This is a genomic window from Methanococcus vannielii SB, assembly GCF_000017165.1.
GTDB lineage: Archaea > AGJL01 > Methanococci > Methanococcales > Methanococcaceae > Methanococcus > Methanococcus vannielii.
The window spans coordinates 1,004,079-1,019,404 of record NC_009634.1 but is presented as its reverse complement, the minus strand read 5'-3'; the positions used below and the strand labels follow the sequence as shown (position 1 = coordinate 1,019,404).

Genomic DNA, 15,326 nt, shown 5'->3' with positions numbered 1-15,326 from the left:
TAAAAAAACGGGAATTTAAATTCCCTTAAAACACTTATCCAAATGTTCTTTAGACGGTGCTTTTGTTAAAAGACTTACTAAAATTGTTACAATAAATGAAATTGGAAATGCAATCAGTACTGGGTCAACATAAGGCCAAGGCATCGAAGAAATTAAAACTTCTCTTCCAAATAGCATTTTTGAGATACCTAACGGAACAGCTTCCGCTTTATGCAGGAACACTAGGCAGAAAATACTTGAAAAGGTTCCGGATAAAAGTCCTGAAATGGCACCTTCCTTAGTAGTTCTTTTCCAGAATAATCCAAGTGCATATATTGGTAAAAATGCTGCAGTACATAGTCCAAAGAATAATGCAGTTCCTTTGGCAATAATTCCACCGGGAAGAACGTATCCTAAAACTACTGCAATTACAATTGCAAAAATAATCCCAATTCTAGTTATATGTACAGAATTTCCTCCTTTTTTTCCAGTTATTGTTTCATAAACGTCTCTACCAATAGACGTTCCCTGAGCGTGAAACTGGCTTGAAAGAGTTGACATTGCAGCTGCAAGTAATGATACCAAAAATACGTAGATAAACCATTCAGGCATGGCTTTATTAATATATAATGGTATTATACTGTCTACATTTCCTTTGGGGAATGTTTCAGTTGCAGTTGCAGCAATTGATAGTATTCCTTCAGTATTCATAAAGTAAGCGTTTGATAGTGCTCCTACAACATATGATGTACCTGTTGCAACGAAAATAAAGATACCACCTATTAAAACGGCCCTATTTAGCTCTCGATTACTTTTTACCGTCATAAATCTTACAACAAGTTGAGGTTGTGCTAAAACTCCGGTACCTACTCCAAGAATTATACTCGAAACAATCGTCCACCAGAGCTGCGAACCAAATTCTGGCATTGAAGTAAGTCCCAAATGTCCAATCTCAATAAGATTTCCAGAAATTAATGGCGTAAAATTCGTAATTTCCAAATGAGCAGAAGTAACTCCTCCAAGAATTGAGTAAGTCTTATAGAGTAAAAAAAGCATCCCTAAAAACATAATGGACGCTTGAAATGCATCTGTATACATAACCCCTTTTAAACCACCCATTACAACGTATGCAGCAATGATTATAGAAAATACTAGCAAAGCTATTTCAAAAGAAATTCCAAGAGTTGTTTCTATAAACCGTGCAGCACCAATTAAAACCGCAGCTGCGTATATCGGCATTGCACAAAATATTAAAAGTCCAGAAAACCACTGTATAAATTTACTTTCAAATCTTTTCGACAGTAATTCTGGAAATGTTAGTGCACCTAAGTTATGCCCCATTTTACGGGTTCGTTTACCGAAAAAAACAAATGCAATTAAAACCCCTATAAAAATGTTTAAAAATGGCAACCACAGTAAACTCATGCCATAAATTCCAGCAATTCCTCCAAATCCCACAATTGCAGCAGTACTTATGAATGTTGCACCATAACTCATTGCCATTACAAAGGGATGGATTTTTCTACCTCCAACCATGTAATCCTCTGCGCATTTTGTAGTTTTCCAACCCTTGTATCCAAGATAACCTACAACTAGAAGATATATTAAAATTACGACGTTTAAAAGAACGATGTCCATTTATACCACCGTTCCAAGTTCATCCTTTTCCATTTTCTCTTCTTCACATTCCCATTTTTGACCTTCAAGAATTTCTTCAGGTTCAGTTTCAGAACCTTTGTTCCAGTTAAGTACCCCGTAAATAATGCATAAAAGCGTACTTCCAATACAGAGTAAGTATGCAAGTAGCACCACGGGGTCTTTTATACCCAACATATAATTCCTCCTAAGATTTAATTTTAAGAATTAATTAAGTGCAAAAAATGTGTTTAAACTTTATTTAACTTATAAAATAACGAATAACCCCAAAATACTATATTAAAAACATTTTAATATATTTTAGAGGCATTTACCTCAAAAACATTTTGGGATTTTTTATATAAATATGTAAAGGTTTTAGGGCATATTCAAAAAAAGAAATATATGTAATAAGGGGATTTACCACCATACTTTTTTTAACCCTAGCTTATATGCAATTATATTTGATAAAATATGGACTACCGGGGACAATATTAAGAGAGTTATCGAAATTTTGGACGGCACTAGGTAATAATAACTTACAAAGATTAATGCAAATACAATAAACGTAATTTGGTCAAGTACTGGTGCCGACTGTCCTTGTTTAAACCCTAATCTTCGTTTTAAAAAACTTCCAAACATGTCTCCAAAAAGGGCTCCAAATGAAAGTAAAAATCCAATAATTACATATTCAATAAGGGTAAAATTAAACGATAAAATAAACTTAAAACCTAAATTTGAGACTAAATATTGTATAATTGCAGTAACGATTCCAAAAAATACTCCAAAAAAGGTTCCCCTGTACGTTACACCATTTCCTATCAATCTTTTTTGGTCTATGAAATTTTTATTTAAATCAACAGGTTTTCCACCACCAAAAATACATGCCATTGCATTTGCAGTGTATGCTGGCAATATAAACCAAAATGATACAAATAATAAATTAATTAAATCCATGAAATCCCTCGCACATAGAGAACTGACTCTTAAAATAGTATTTCGTACAGTATTTATAGATTACTAAATAAAAAGTTTTTATTTTTAAAGTTTAGAATTTTAAACTAATAACAAAAGAATAATAAATTTTTTAATAATTTTAAAATAAAAAAAGAAATAAACGTTTAGAGGGGTAAGAAATAGGGGGTGGTTTTATGTTATGTAAAGTATGATTTACTCTAAAAATAGAACGGGGAGGGGTTATGTTCTAATTTTTATAATTTTAATGTTTTTGTAAATTGTTAAAACTTATTATAACTTGTTAAAGGTAATTAAAAGCGTATTTTTCATATGAGGGGTGGGAATGGGATTAGGAGATATAAATCTCCTACACGGTGTTATCAGTAGTGAAGTGGGGGTATGAGGGGGGTTTAAAATAATAATCTCACTACTGTCCCACACCGTGCAAAGTATACCTTCAAACTTAATATATTTAAACTTTATGGTTGCTTAATCAATGACTTTTTTAAAATATTATTCAATAACGATTATACTTATTTTAATATTATATATTATTACAAAGACATTACATCGCCTAATTAATATTGTTAATTGCCCATATAATACAAATCTTTATGGGGGTTTTAGAATTATAGAAAATATTTTTTTATTATTGAATTAATTAGTTTTAGGCCCCATATTATAATATCTAATATTAATGGGCAGTATTAGGAATTTCAAGAATGTATCTTTTTATAATGAGGTGAGTGTAGTATAAATGTATACCAATTACCTTACTTGTTATATGTGGAGGTGAATCCATGAGTGACCCCAAAGTAGGGGTTTTCGTCTGCTACTGTGGTGCAAACATCAATGGTGCAGTGGATTGTGAAGTTGTAAAGGATTTCGCTTCTAAATTAGACGGTGTAGTAGTTTCAGCTAGTTACCCGTTCATGTGTGCTGACCCAGGTCAAGGCCTTATTAGGGATGCGATCAAAGAGCACGGATTGGACAGGATTGTAGTTGCAGCATGCACGCCTAAGATCCACGAGCCAACCTTTAGAGGTTGCCTACACGATGCGGGCTTATCCCCGTACTATTTAGAGTTTGTAAATATCAGAGAACATGACGCATTTGTTCACATGAACGATGTGAAAATAGCAACTAAAAAAGCATGTGAATTAGTTGCTGGTGGGGTAGAACGAGCTAAGAAATTAGAAGACGTTCCTCAAAAAATTGTAGAAGTAGATAAAAGCTGTATGGTTATCGGTGCAGGTATTGCAGGTATTCAATCTGCGCTTGACCTTGGTGACCAAGGCTTTAAAGTCTATCTTGTAGACAAAGATGAGTCAATTGGGGGAAGGATGGCGCAACTTGCAAAGACTTTCCCAACAGATGACTGTGCAATGTGAATTCTTGCACCAAAAATGGTGTCAGTAGCTAACCACCCTAACGTTGAATTGATTACATTTGCTGAGATTAAAAATGTTGATGGTTACATCGGAAACTTCGAAGTAACAATCGAGAAAAAACCAAGGTCTGTTGATGAAAAAACCTGTACCGGTTGCGGTGCATGTGCTTCAGCATGTCCAATTGAAGTGCCTAATGAATTTGATTTAGGATTAGGTACAAGAAAAGCAATATACGTTCCATTCCCTCAAGCGGTTCCGTTACTTTACACAATCGATAAAGAACATTGTATTGATTGTGGACTTTGTGCAAAAGTTTGCTGTGCTGACGCAGTAAGATACGGTCAAAAGCCAGAAGAGCTCAAAATAAAAGTCGGTACAATAATTACCGCAACTGGATATGATGAGTTTGATGCTAGAAGAAAAGAAGAATATGGATATGGAGTTTACGAAAACGTAATCACAACTCTTGAAATTGAAAGGATGATTAATCCTGCTGGGCCAACCCATGGGCATGAAATCAGACCGAGTGACGGTAAACACCCTCACAGAACTGTATTTATACAGTGTGTAGGTTCAAGAGATGAGAAAGTAGGAAACCCATACTGTTCAAGAGTATGCTGTATGTTTGCATTGAAAAATGCACAGCTAATGAAAATGCACGACCCAAGCGCAGAAGTATATGTCTGCTATATGGATATCAGGGCTTTTGGTAAGGGGTATGAAGAGTACTACAAGAGAGCTCAGGACCAGTTTGGAGTTAAATTCATTAGGGGAAGACCGGCTAACATTATCGAAGATCCTGAAACTAAAAACTTAACTGTAAGGGTAGAAGACACCCTTATGGGGGAAATTTTAGAGATTGACGCTGATTTAGTTGTTCTATCCGCAGGTTTAGAGCCTAAAAAAGATGCCGCAGAATTAGGAAAGATGCTCGGTATAGATAGGGGCCCAGAAGGATTCTTTAAAGAATTACACCCTAAATTAGCGCCTGTTAACACGAAAGTTGACGGTATTGCAATTGCAGGGGTCGCTCAAGGACCAAAAGATATTCCTGACACAGTAGCTCAGGCAAAAGGTGCCGCAAGTGCTGTTGCAATCCCGATGTCACAAGGTCAGTTCAAGATTGAAATGATTCGGGCAACAGTTAACGAAGAAGTATGCGGTGGCTGTAAAGTCTGTGCTTTAATGTGCCCATATAACGCAATTACTTATGAAGAAAAAGAAGGTCACTTGGTAGCAATTTCAGACGACGTTGCATGTAAGGGTTGTGGTTCATGTGCTGCAGTATGCCCAAGCGGTGCAATGCAGTTAAGATACTACCGAGACGAACAGATAATTGGTGCAATCGATGGTATTCTCGATGCAGTAAAGATGTTAGAAAAATAATTTAAGCACAAAGAACCTGGAATGGAAATATTATTAAATAAAATATATGAATATTAAATTCTCAGCAAATTAAAGTTAGGAAATGGTGTTAAAGTTAATATCAGGTGACAAACGACCCGAAGGTAGATACCAGGGGAGTTTTGATGAATCAGGATTAATCTCTTAAAAATGAAAAAACTTGAAAAAGGGATATTATGGCTGAACCCGTAATTATGGCCTTTGTATGTTACCAGTGAGGATATGGTGCAGCGGATTTGGCAGGTACAAGCAGAATGCAATACCCTGCATCAGTTAGGCCAATCAGAGTTCCATGTACAGGTAAATTTGACATTACCTATGCATTGAGAGCATTTGAAAAAGGTGCTGACGCAGTATTTGTTGCAGGATGAAAGCCAAACGAATGCGCATTCGAAACTGGAAACTTCAAAGCTGAAGAAAGGGTTAACTTTGGAAAACAGCTCTTAGATGAACTTGGAATCAACGGCGAAAGACTTGAAATGTTTTTCATGTCTGGTGCTGATGCAGTTAAGTTTACCGAGTCAGTTAAAGAAATGACCGAAAGAGTTAAAAAACTAGGACCAAATCCTTTCAAAGCTTAAATAAGCTAAAAAAAGAGAATGAATTTTACGAGAAACCAAACGGACTCGTAAAAAGACTGCCCTCCGTTTAGGGAATTTTTATCAATCACAAGGTGATTAAATGGCAGATAAAGTTAGGCTGGGCTTAATACAACTTTGCGGATGCTCCGGATGCCATATATCACTACTTGATTTACACGAACAATTATTGGACGTTCTTCCAGCTTTGGACATAGTTTACGCTCCAATAGTTGCAGACGTAAAAGAAATCCCCGAAGTTGACGTATTTTGTATTGAAGGCGGTGCAAGAAACGAACACGACGAGCACTTAATGCACGAAATTAGGGAAAAATCAAAAGTAGTGATTGCATGGGGAACCTGTGCAGTTTACGGTGGCATCCCCGGACTTGCAAATTTGTACAAAACCGAAGAGATAAATACTACGCCATATTACACGAAAACAACGGATAATCCTGGCGTAATTCCTGAAAATGGAATACCTAAATTATTAGATACTGTAAAACCTGTAACTGATGTAATTAAGGCTGATTATATCCTCCCAGGATGCCCTCCAAAACCAGCATTAAATGCAGCAGCAATTGTTGCATTGTTGAATGGAAAAGATCCTGAATTACCTAAGAAAATTGTATGTGACGAATGTCCGAGGGAAAAAGAAAATGTATTCCCAAAAGAATTCAAAAGGTCATTTGAAGGAACACCTGACAATGAAACATGTCTCTTTGAACAGGGTTACACATGCGTAGGTATGGGTACAAGATCAGGATGTGGTGCAATGTGTCCTTCTGCAAACATGCCTTGTAGGGGCTGCTATGGCAAAACTGATGCAGTTTTAGACCAATCAGCGTCCACTGCAAATACATACGCAAATGCAGGGGCCCCAGCATTAGAAATTCCTGATAAAGTAGGGCTACTTAACAGGTTTTCTTTACCTGCAGCATTAATTTCTAAAAAAGTTCAGAAATAAGTATCTTAATTATTAAAAATTGAGATTAAGGATGGTGACTCTATGGGTAAGGTTACAATCGAACCTCTAACCCGTTTAGAAGGGCACGGTAAGGTTACTATAACCTTAGACGATTCCGGAAAACCAACGGATGTAAAGTTAAACATTACTGCCCTTAGAGGTTTCGAGCAATTCGTTGTAGGAAGACCTGCAGAGGAAGTACCAAGGATTGTTCCAAGAATTTGTGGAATTTGTCAGACGGCTCACCACTTAGCGAGTGTTAAAGCAGTAGATGCAGCGTGGGGGGCACAAATCCCAATCGCAGCGGAAAAATTGAGAGAATTAATGCACTTGGGTAACATGATTCACTCACACGCTTTACACTTTTACTACTTGGCAGCTCCTGACTTTGTACTTGGCCCCGATGCAGACCCTGCAGTAAGAAATATTATTGGAGTTATTGGCGCAGCTCCAGAAGTTGCTAAAAAAGCAATCGCAATGAGAAGATTTGGACAAACGATCGTTGAAGCCGTAGGTGGGAGACCAATTCACCCAGTAACTGGTATTCCTGGCGGACAAGCTAAGGTTTTCACCGAAGAAAAAAGGGACGAAATCCTAACTGAAATGGATGCAATGATTGAATTTGGCCAAGAAGGACTCGCTATAATGAAGTCCCTCAACGAAAAATACTTAGATACAATAAAAACACTTGGTGTAATCGATACCTGGTATTTAGGTTTAGTAAAAGATGGTAAACACAATTTCTACGGCGACACGTTAAGATTCATGTCACCTGACGGAAAAGAAACCATGGATTTCAAACCTTCAGAATATACTGATTACCTTGGTGAACACACTGTAGACCATAGCTATGTAAAGTATCCGTACAATAAAAAAGTAGGGTATCCTGATGGTCTTTATAGGGTAGGTCCACTTGCAATGATTAACGTATGTGACTCAATGGCTACGCCACTTGCTGAGGAAGCTAGGAAAGAATTTGTAGAAACTTTTGGAAAGCCTGCAAACCAGTCCTTAGCATACAACCAAGCAAGACTTATAGAGTTACTAAGTGCATGCGAAAGAACCAAACAACTATTGGAAGACCCAGAAATTACCTCAACCGACATCAAAGCAGAGGTTCAACCAAAAGCAGGAAATGGTGTCGGAGTAGTATATGCTCCAAGAGGTACGTTATTCCACAATTATGAAACTGATGACAACGGAATTGTTGTAAAGGCAAACATGATTGTAGCAACGACACACAATGTACCTACAATGGAAAAAGCAATCCAGCAGGCTGCAAGTGTGGTCTTCAAATAATTGAAGTTCCTCTTGGTGGTAACAATGGTAGATGAAACAAAATTGAATTTGATCGAAATTGTATTAAGGGCGTATGACCCATGATACTCATGTGCAGCGCACATGATAGTAAAGGATGAAAAAGGAAATATCATCCTTGAAGTAGTTAAAGAAGAATAATTCTCTAACCGAACCCAATTTGGGAGGCTAGGGAACCTTCATTAGAAGGCCCCATACATTTTAAAAATTTTTAGGGGGTTGTCATTTGGCAGGAATATTTATTCAAGAGGATGCTTGCCTTGTTTGTAATGCCTGTGCAAAGGCATGTCCTACTGAGGCAATAGAGATCGCTCCCTTCAAGACATGCATTCAATGCTTTTCATGCGCAAATGCATGCCCTACAGGGGCGCTGACTGAAAGAGACGGAAAATTAGTGTTCAATGGAACCAAATGTGATAAAGATGGCGCATGTCAAAAGGCATGTCCTACAGGAATTAAAAAAGTAGACGGCAGATTTCCTTACTCAAAAGGCCATTGCGTACTTTGTGAGAAGTGTGTAGATATCTGTCCTGTTGAAATAATTTCACTTCCTGGAAAAATCGATAAACCTAAAAAAGACGTAATAATCCCAAATGAGCCTATCGCAGTTACAAAAGACTGTGTAGCGTGTGGAGTATGCGTTCCAGAATGCCCAGTTGATGCAATATCAATTGAAGACACTGCGGTAATCGATACAAATAAATGTATTTACTGTACAATCTGCTCACAAACATGCCCTTGGAATGCAATCTTTGTTGCGGGAAAAAAACCCCAAAAAAGACAGAAAAATATCAAATCATTTACAGTTAATTCTGAAGAATGTATTGGCTGTGAAAAATGTGTTGAAGTCTGCCCTGGTTCAATGATAGAATATGATGCTAACAATTTAAGCATTAAATTGCCAGTCGCATGTCCTGCATGTAGTTTATGTGTAGAAAGCTGTCCAGTAGATGTAATAAAATTAGAAGTTGAATATGCACCTTCAAAGCCCGTTACCGAAGACGGACTAATGTGGTTAGAAGAAAAATGTACATATTGTGGACCTTGTGCAGTTAAATGCCCGACAGGAGCAATTAACGTTGTAAATCCTAAAGGACTTGAATTACCTTCAAAGAAAAAGACCGATAAAGCAAACGAATACAGAATGTGTATTCGATGCGGTGCTTGTGCGATTAAATGTCCAACAAGTGCTTTAAAAATGGGTAAAATTGCTCATGAGGGTAAGGAATACACAAGAGTGGAATTTAACCCTTCATTATGTAATGAATGTGGTGACTGTATAAATATATGTCCACAAAAAACACTGGAACTTACCGGTGAAGCTAACATGCCTCTTAAAGGCTACTGTGTAATGTGTTTAAAATGCATTGAAGCATGTAATAAGGCCAAAAAAGAAGCATTGATATTGAAATAAATATTCCCTTTTTGGGTGATAATAGTGGAAACATTTAAAAATGTAGTGTGTCCATTTTGTGGAACCCTTTGTGACGACATTGAAGTTATGGTGGATCACAATCACGTTGTTGGGACGAGAAATGCATGCAGAATCGGAAATGCTAAATTCATGCACTTTGAAGGGGCAGTAAGATATGAATCCCCTTTAATGAGAGAAAATAAAAAAGATGAATTTAAAAAAGTAGATTACGAAACTGCAACTGAAGAAACCGCAAGACTTCTTGTCGAAGCAAAGTTACCTCTCATCTACGGGTGGAGTTCAGCAGAATGCCATGCACAACAATTAGGTGTATTATTAGGAGAAAAGACAAAGGCAATCTTGGATAACACGGCAAGTGTTTGACACGGACCTTCACTTTTAGCAGTACAGGATGTAGGATACCCTGTTTCAACATTAGGAGAAACTAAAAACAGAGCAGACGTTGTCTTGTTCTGGGGTTCAAACCCAATGCATGCTCACCCAAGGCACATGAGCAGGTACTCCGTATACCCTAGAGGGTTTTTTAGGGACAGAGGGCGAAAAGATAGGCAAGTAATTGTTGTAGACCCTAGAACAACGGATTCAGCAAAACTTGCTGACGTTCACCTCAAAGTAGAACCTCATAAGGATTACGAACTTGTAAGTGCGTTAAGGGCTGCATTAAGAGGCTTTAAAATTGAAGCCGATCAAGTAGCTGGAGTTCCAACTGAAACAATATATGCAGCTGTAGATATCTGTAAAGGCGCTCAATTTGGTTCACTCTTCTTTGCGATGGGTGTTACAATGAGTAGAGGTAAACACAGAATTATCGACAACGCTATCCAGCTAATAATTGATTTAAACGCATACACTAAGTTTACATTAACTCCGATGAGGGGCCACTACAACGTTAACGGGTTTAACCAAGTATCTACATGGGTTACTGGATACCCTTACGGTGTAGACTTTTCAAGAGGATACCCAAGGTACAACCCTGGAGAAACAGCATCAAACGATGTTCTTCAAAGGGGGGAAACTGATATGATGATAAACATTGCATCAGATGCAGGTGCGCACTTCCCTCAAAAGGCAGTACAGCACATGGCTAAAATACCTTTAGTATGTATCGATCCTCACGAAACGCCTTCATCAGTGATTTCAAACATTATAATCCCGCCTGCAATAACGGGGTTAGAAGTAACTGGAACTGCATACAGAATGGATGGAGTTCCGATTGAACTTAGAAAAGTCGTTGAAGCTCCAGAAGGAGTACTTTCTGACGCAGAAATAATTAAGATGTTAATTAAAAACGTCGACAAAATGTTATAACTAAATTAGGTATCCTACACCTGAAAAGACAGATACGTTGAATAGGGAACCTTTTTAAAGGACCGTTCAACAAAAAACTATTTTTATTAAAATTATTTTTCGCTTGTTTTTTTCCAAAATTTACAGAAAAAATACGTAATTTAAAAAATACAAAAGTTTTTAAACATTTTTTATATAATTTTTTTTAAATTATTACTTCTTACATGATTTTACATTAAACAGCTATTTCGAGTGATTAAAATGGAAATTATTCCGGTTATTGATTTAAAAAATGGTTTAGCGGTTTCTGGAAAGAGCGGAGATAGAAATAATTATTTTCCAATAAATTCAATTATATTAGGTTCTTCAATTCCAAAAGATGTAGTTTCAATTTACAAAGAAAACGGGGCAAAAAAAGTTTATATTGCGGATTTAGATTCAATAATGAACTTTGGAAATAATTTTGAAACTATTAATGAGTTAAATATCTTTAAAATTGTAGATGTTGGAATTAAAGATTATAATGATTTTAAAAATGTTAAGGGAAATTTTGAAAAAATAATTTTGGGTACAGAAACGCTAAAAGATTATGAATTATTAAATGAAAAAGATATAATTTTAAGCCTTGATTTTAAAGATGGCATACTTTTAAATCACGATTTAGATGAACTATTAAGTAGGATAAATATTGAAACACCACTTATTATTTTAGATATTTCAGCAGTTGGAACTCAAAATGGGGTAAATATTGAACTAATTAAAAATATAGTTAAAAAAACTAAAAATCCAATTTATGTTGGCGGAGGAATAAAATCTGAACACGATTTAAAAATATTAAATGATATTGGAGTTTTTGGAGTTTTAATTGGAACCACAATTCACAATGGAACGCTTGATTTAAAAAAAATCATTCAAAAATATGGGGAATAGTATGGAATTTGAACTTACAAGATATGACGCAATTAAAATTTTAATGGAATATGTAACCGATGAAATAGTCGTTTGTAACATCGGAATTCCAAGTAAAGAACTCTTTAAAATAAAGGATAGGGAAAAAAACTTCTACATGTTAGGATCGATGGGTTTGTCATCATCTATCGGACATGGAATTTCACTTTCAATAGAAAAAAAGGTAATTGCAATTGATGGTGATGGTTCAGTTTTGATGAACATGGGTTCTCTTGCAACAATTGGAAAAACGACAGAAAAAAACTTTTTACTATTTATTGTAGATAATTGTGCATACGGTTCAACTGGAAACCAAAAAACACACAGTTCATGCACTGATTTATACCAAGTTTCAAAAGCATGCGCAATTGATTCGATATTAGTTATAAATGAAATTGAGCTAAGGAACGCTTTAAAAAAAGTTTTAAACGAACGTGGCACAAATGTAATTTTAGTAAAAGCAAGGGCACACAATGAAAACGTTCCAAATATAACACTTGTTCCAACTGAAATAAAGCACAGATTTATGAATTCATTAAAAAAAGAATAATTAAGTAAATCTAAATTTTAAATTTTATTCTTAAAACTTAAAATGTTTTCAAAATCTTGTATTATTGGATAACCTATTAATATGTGGTCTTTAAATCTATAAAGTTCTTTTAAATTTACATTTACATCTTTTAGCGAAATTAAAAAGTCTTTCCAATTTCCAATATAGTTTTTTCGCCTTTTAAGGTAGTCTTCCATTGAAAAAAGTATATTTTCAGTTATTTTTATAGAATATGGTAAATAAACAGCTTTTTTAGATAAAATATCTGGATTTTCGCATCCATTTACGTAATAAGAGATTAAATTATTTTCTTCAACCGTATCTTTTACAATTTTTTCAACGCCTTCAGTTCCAACCCATATATTATTCTTATAGTTAAGAGCTTTATCAATTACTTCTAAAATCCTTTCTTTTTTAAATAACGCTTCTTTTTTAGATAAATAAGCATTATTTCCTAAAACAATACACAAATCAAAGTTATAAGAGGAATATTTTTCTAAAATTTCAAAAGCATCTTTTCTTTTACTTTGAATTGTTAAAACAGCTTTTTTTAAACTTTCAAGGTTTTCTTCATCTATTAAACTAGTTTCTGCATCAATTACATGGTATTCAAAAGATTTAGAAACTGAATTATTTATTTCAAGCAATTTTTCATAGTCATAATTTATTTTTGAAAGTTTTGTTGCAATTCCATGCATTTTTTTCACGAAAAAAGTGTCTTGATTATTCTTTAGCTTCAATAAATATTGCTTGATCGGGACACTGTAAAACGCAGAGGTTACAGTATACGCATTCATTATTATTTACTGGCCTTGGAGGGTAAATTCCTTTTTTATTTAACTGTTCGGATTTTTTATAGACTGACTTTGGGCAGACATCGATACATATATCGCAGCCTTTACAGTAGTTTTCATCGATTACAATTTCCACGATAAACACCTATTTTTTATTCTTATTAATATCTTTTTTATATCTTTAGTTGATTCTTTTTTATATCTTTCTTCTCATCTTTATTTAATCCTTTATTCACATCTTTTTTTACAGCATCAATTTTTTTAGGGGTAGGTTTACCTTGCTTATTTCTTTTTTTCCACATTCTTGGATAAATTCCAGTTTCCATTATTACTCTTTCAATATCTACAACAACATCTTCTTCTGCTTTTAACATGTCTTTTGTATTCATTAAGGGTTTTCCAACAGCAACAGCTTCGCCTTTTAATGTTTCAATTAAAACTAATTCGTCAGTTCCAATTCCCTTTTCAATTTTTGATATTCCTGATGCGTAAAGTTGAGCACCATGGCAAACTGCATCAACCGCACTATCTTTTATAACGACCTTTTTTAAATACTGTAATCCGTATTCAAGCGGTTTTACAAGTTTTCTTAACTCTTCCTCATTTCCATCTTCTTTCCAAAATATATATGCATCAAGTAAATCCTGTAAATAAACTGCTTCATTTTCATTAAAAGGGCCACTTATGGTTCTTCTAAGTTCCTGCATGTGTGCAGAAGTCCCTAAAGCTTCTCCTACATCACTTACAAGTGTTCTAATGTATGTTCCAGATTGGCATCTTGTTTTAAAAAGTACTTTTCTTTCAAAGTGCTCTAAAATTTCAATTTCATAAATTTTTCTAATTCTTAAATTTCTCTTTACAGCAGCTTTTAAAGGAGGCCTTTGGTGAATTCTTCCAGTAAATTCATTAAAAACTCTTTTTATATCTTCCAATTTAGCATCGTCGTGTAACTGCATTAAACAGACGTATTCTTTTGGGGGAATATGCCAAATTGATACGCACTTTGTTGCACCCCCTAAAGCAATTGGGAGTGCCCCTGTAACTTTTGGGTCAAGAGTTCCGCCGTGGCCTGCTTTTTCTAATTTTAACATGTTTCTAACCCATGCAGAAACTTCATGAGACGTTGGGCCAGATGGTTTATCAATTACAACAACGCCAGTATTTAAAAGCGTTTTAATATCTCGTTTATATGGCTCACAACCATGTTCATAATTTGTCTTTGACTCTTCTTTTACGATTAATTCCAAAATCATCACCCTAATTTAAATTAAAACTTTTTTCTTCGCTTTTTTACTTTTCAACTGCGTTTGGTGTTTCTTCATAAATCTATAGAATCTAAATGCAGCTATAACTATTCCTATAAAAAATCCAATTAATACAAAGCAGTTGTTACTATATGCATTCTTAAGTATATAACCTATTATAATTCCAAAGGCTATCGGAAGAACTATTTCAAAAGCAAGGTCTATCATTTTTCCAAACATTTAAAAAATCGTAAACTATTTATATATCCTTTTTTATTCTTATAATGTAAGTTACGGGAGTATAGTGTAGACTGGCCCATCATCGGGGACTCCAAGTGCCTATATGGACTTCTTAAAAAGCAGGGATGCTTTTTAAGGCGCACAAAACTATTTTGTTGCGTGGACTAAATCCCGATGCAGGAGAAATCCCTGGACCTGGGTTCAAATCCCAGTACTTCCACTTTTTTTAGACAATTGATTTTATTAATTCCTATTTTGTCAAATTTTAAATGAATAATTATATATATCTTTGATTTAATATACTTCTTTGAATTTATATAACACTGTTCAGGTGGTTGAAATGAAATTTTTAGAAAAACTCTCCTCAAATAAAGGTCAGGTTTCAATGGAAATCGGTATCTTAGTTGCAGCAGCAGTAGCAGTTGCAGCAATTGCAGCATACTTTTATGCGAAAAATGTTAGGGAATCACAAGTTGACACAGGTCAACAAGCTAGTAGTACAACAAGTACTTTAACGGATATTGCAGGAAAGGCAACAGGTAATTTAACTAATATTATTACCTTTACACCTTAAATATTCATTTTTTACTTTTGGTGTTT

General features: G+C 35.0%; 17 protein-coding genes and 1 tRNA gene. 11 read left to right on the top strand and 7 right to left on the bottom strand.

The genetic code is table 11. The features are described from left to right. Window positions 1–15: 15 nt before the first annotated feature. From MEVAN_RS05125 to MEVAN_RS05115, 3 genes are all read right to left on the bottom strand, one after another. Window positions 16–1,617: a sodium:solute symporter family protein gene (locus MEVAN_RS05125; protein WP_012065834.1), complete on the bottom strand. Its 1,602-nt coding sequence runs from the start codon at window positions 1,615–1,617 to the stop codon at window positions 16–18. Then, entirely contained in the window at window positions 1,618–1,812 is a 195-nt protein-coding gene (locus tag MEVAN_RS05120; RefSeq protein ID WP_012065833.1) for a symporter small accessory protein, read from the bottom strand. It lies immediately after the preceding gene. Between the two features lie 222 nt (window positions 1,813–2,034). Beyond that, on the bottom strand, window positions 2,035–2,571 hold the full coding sequence (locus MEVAN_RS05115; RefSeq protein ID WP_012065832.1) for a CDP-2,3-bis-(O-geranylgeranyl)-sn-glycerol synthase: 537 nt from the start codon (window positions 2,569–2,571) through the stop codon (window positions 2,035–2,037). Between the two features lie 800 nt (window positions 2,572–3,371). Between MEVAN_RS05115 and MEVAN_RS05110 the strand changes: the two genes are divergently transcribed. The 9 genes from MEVAN_RS05110 (at window position 3,372) to comE (ending at window position 12,448) form a co-directional block, all read left to right on the top strand. Then, entirely contained in the window at window positions 3,372–5,348 is a 1,977-nt protein-coding gene (locus MEVAN_RS05110) for a CoB--CoM heterodisulfide reductase iron-sulfur subunit A family protein (RefSeq protein ID WP_012065831.1), read from the top strand. A gap of 194 nt (window positions 5,349–5,542) precedes the next feature. After that, on the top strand, window positions 5,543–5,947 hold the full coding sequence (vhuD, locus tag MEVAN_RS05105) for a F420-non-reducing hydrogenase iron-sulfur subunit VhuD (protein ID WP_012065830.1): 405 nt from the start codon (window positions 5,543–5,545) through the stop codon (window positions 5,945–5,947). A gap of 100 nt (window positions 5,948–6,047) precedes the next feature. Then, window positions 6,048–6,911 carry a F420-non-reducing hydrogenase subunit VhuG gene (gene vhuG, locus MEVAN_RS05100; protein ID WP_012065829.1) on the top strand — a complete coding sequence of 288 codons (864 nt, stop codon included), beginning with the start codon at window positions 6,048–6,050 and terminating at the stop codon, window positions 6,909–6,911. A 42-nt stretch (window positions 6,912–6,953) separates the two neighbouring features. Then, on the top strand, window positions 6,954–8,210 hold the full coding sequence (vhuA, locus tag MEVAN_RS05095; RefSeq protein WP_012065828.1) for a F420-non-reducing hydrogenase Vhu subunit A: 1,257 nt from the start codon (window positions 6,954–6,956) through the stop codon (window positions 8,208–8,210). A 24-nt stretch (window positions 8,211–8,234) separates the two neighbouring features. Next, the gene (gene vhuU / locus MEVAN_RS09045; protein WP_012065827.1) at window positions 8,235–8,369 is read left to right on the top strand and encodes a F420-non-reducing hydrogenase selenoprotein subunit VhuU; all 135 of its coding nucleotides are present in this window, start codon (window positions 8,235–8,237) and stop codon (window positions 8,367–8,369) included. 85 nt (window positions 8,370–8,454) lie between these two features. Then, entirely contained in the window at window positions 8,455–9,642 is a 1,188-nt protein-coding gene (gene vhuB, locus MEVAN_RS05090; RefSeq protein WP_012065826.1) for a F420-non-reducing hydrogenase associated-polyferredoxin VhuB, read from the top strand. A gap of 24 nt (window positions 9,643–9,666) precedes the next feature. Next, window positions 9,667–10,971, top strand: coding sequence for a formylmethanofuran dehydrogenase subunit B (locus MEVAN_RS05085; protein ID WP_012065825.1), 1,305 nt, complete (start codon window positions 9,667–9,669; stop codon window positions 10,969–10,971). A gap of 240 nt (window positions 10,972–11,211) precedes the next feature. Further along, window positions 11,212–11,880: a HisA/HisF family protein gene (locus MEVAN_RS05080; protein WP_012065824.1), complete on the top strand. Its 669-nt coding sequence runs from the start codon at window positions 11,212–11,214 to the stop codon at window positions 11,878–11,880. A 1-nt stretch (window position 11,881) separates the two neighbouring features. After that, a complete protein-coding gene (comE, locus tag MEVAN_RS05075; RefSeq protein ID WP_012065823.1) occupies window positions 11,882–12,448 on the top strand; it encodes a sulfopyruvate decarboxylase subunit beta in 567 nt (188 codons plus the stop codon). A 17-nt stretch (window positions 12,449–12,465) separates the two neighbouring features. On the opposite strand, the gene MEVAN_RS05070 is transcribed toward comE, so the two are convergent. From MEVAN_RS05070 to MEVAN_RS05055, 4 genes are read right to left on the bottom strand one after another with little or no spacing between them, the layout of a single operon-like run. Continuing rightward, the gene (locus tag MEVAN_RS05070) at window positions 12,466–13,146 is read right to left on the bottom strand and encodes a hypothetical protein (RefSeq protein WP_012065822.1); all 681 of its coding nucleotides are present in this window, start codon (window positions 13,144–13,146) and stop codon (window positions 12,466–12,468) included. Window positions 13,147–13,171: 25 nt separating this feature from the next. Then, window positions 13,172–13,378: a 4Fe-4S dicluster domain-containing protein gene (locus tag MEVAN_RS05065; protein ID WP_012065821.1), complete on the bottom strand. Its 207-nt coding sequence runs from the start codon at window positions 13,376–13,378 to the stop codon at window positions 13,172–13,174. 37 nt (window positions 13,379–13,415) lie between these two features. Then, window positions 13,416–14,495, bottom strand: a complete 1,080-nt coding sequence (locus MEVAN_RS05060; protein WP_012065820.1) for an RNA-guided pseudouridylation complex pseudouridine synthase subunit Cbf5 — start codon at window positions 14,493–14,495, stop codon at window positions 13,416–13,418. A gap of 9 nt (window positions 14,496–14,504) precedes the next feature. After that, window positions 14,505–14,726 carry an AtpZ/AtpI family protein gene (locus MEVAN_RS05055; RefSeq protein ID WP_232179323.1) on the bottom strand — a complete coding sequence of 74 codons (222 nt, stop codon included), beginning with the start codon at window positions 14,724–14,726 and terminating at the stop codon, window positions 14,505–14,507. A 55-nt stretch (window positions 14,727–14,781) separates the two neighbouring features. Between MEVAN_RS05055 and MEVAN_RS08900 the strand changes: the two genes are divergently transcribed. Continuing rightward, window positions 14,782–14,946: transfer RNA gene (locus MEVAN_RS08900), tRNA-Trp, on the top strand. Between the two features lie 120 nt (window positions 14,947–15,066). Continuing rightward, complete coding sequence (locus tag MEVAN_RS05050) at window positions 15,067–15,300, top strand: class III signal peptide-containing protein (protein ID WP_012065819.1); 234 nt, start codon at window positions 15,067–15,069, stop codon at window positions 15,298–15,300. Window positions 15,301–15,326 lie beyond the last annotated feature (26 nt).

Bases quoted from the DNA above. Each gene is read 5' to 3' on its own strand.
- MEVAN_RS05125 (WP_012065834.1), bottom strand. From the start codon at position 1,617: ATGGACATCGTTCTTTTAAACGTCGTAATTTTAATATATCTTCTAGTT.
- MEVAN_RS05120 (WP_012065833.1), bottom strand. From the start codon at position 1,812: ATGTTGGGTATAAAAGACCCCGTGGTGCTACTTGCATACTTACTCTGT.
- MEVAN_RS05115 (WP_012065832.1), bottom strand. From the start codon at position 2,571: ATGGATTTAATTAATTTATTATTTGTATCATTTTGGTTTATATTGCCA.
- vhuG (WP_012065829.1), top strand. From the start codon at position 6,048: ATGGCAGATAAAGTTAGGCTGGGCTTAATACAACTTTGCGGATGCTCC.
- vhuA (WP_012065828.1), top strand. From the start codon at position 6,954: ATGGGTAAGGTTACAATCGAACCTCTAACCCGTTTAGAAGGGCACGGT.
- MEVAN_RS05080 (WP_012065824.1), top strand. From the start codon at position 11,212: ATGGAAATTATTCCGGTTATTGATTTAAAAAATGGTTTAGCGGTTTCT.
- comE (WP_012065823.1), top strand. From the start codon at position 11,882: ATGGAATTTGAACTTACAAGATATGACGCAATTAAAATTTTAATGGAA.
- MEVAN_RS05070 (WP_012065822.1), bottom strand. From the start codon at position 13,146: ATGCATGGAATTGCAACAAAACTTTCAAAAATAAATTATGACTATGAA.
- MEVAN_RS05060 (WP_012065820.1), bottom strand. From the start codon at position 14,495: ATGATTTTGGAATTAATCGTAAAAGAAGAGTCAAAGACAAATTATGAA.
- MEVAN_RS05055 (WP_232179323.1), bottom strand. From the start codon at position 14,726: ATGTTTGGAAAAATGATAGACCTTGCTTTTGAAATAGTTCTTCCGATA.
- MEVAN_RS05050 (WP_012065819.1), top strand. From the start codon at position 15,067: ATGAAATTTTTAGAAAAACTCTCCTCAAATAAAGGTCAGGTTTCAATG.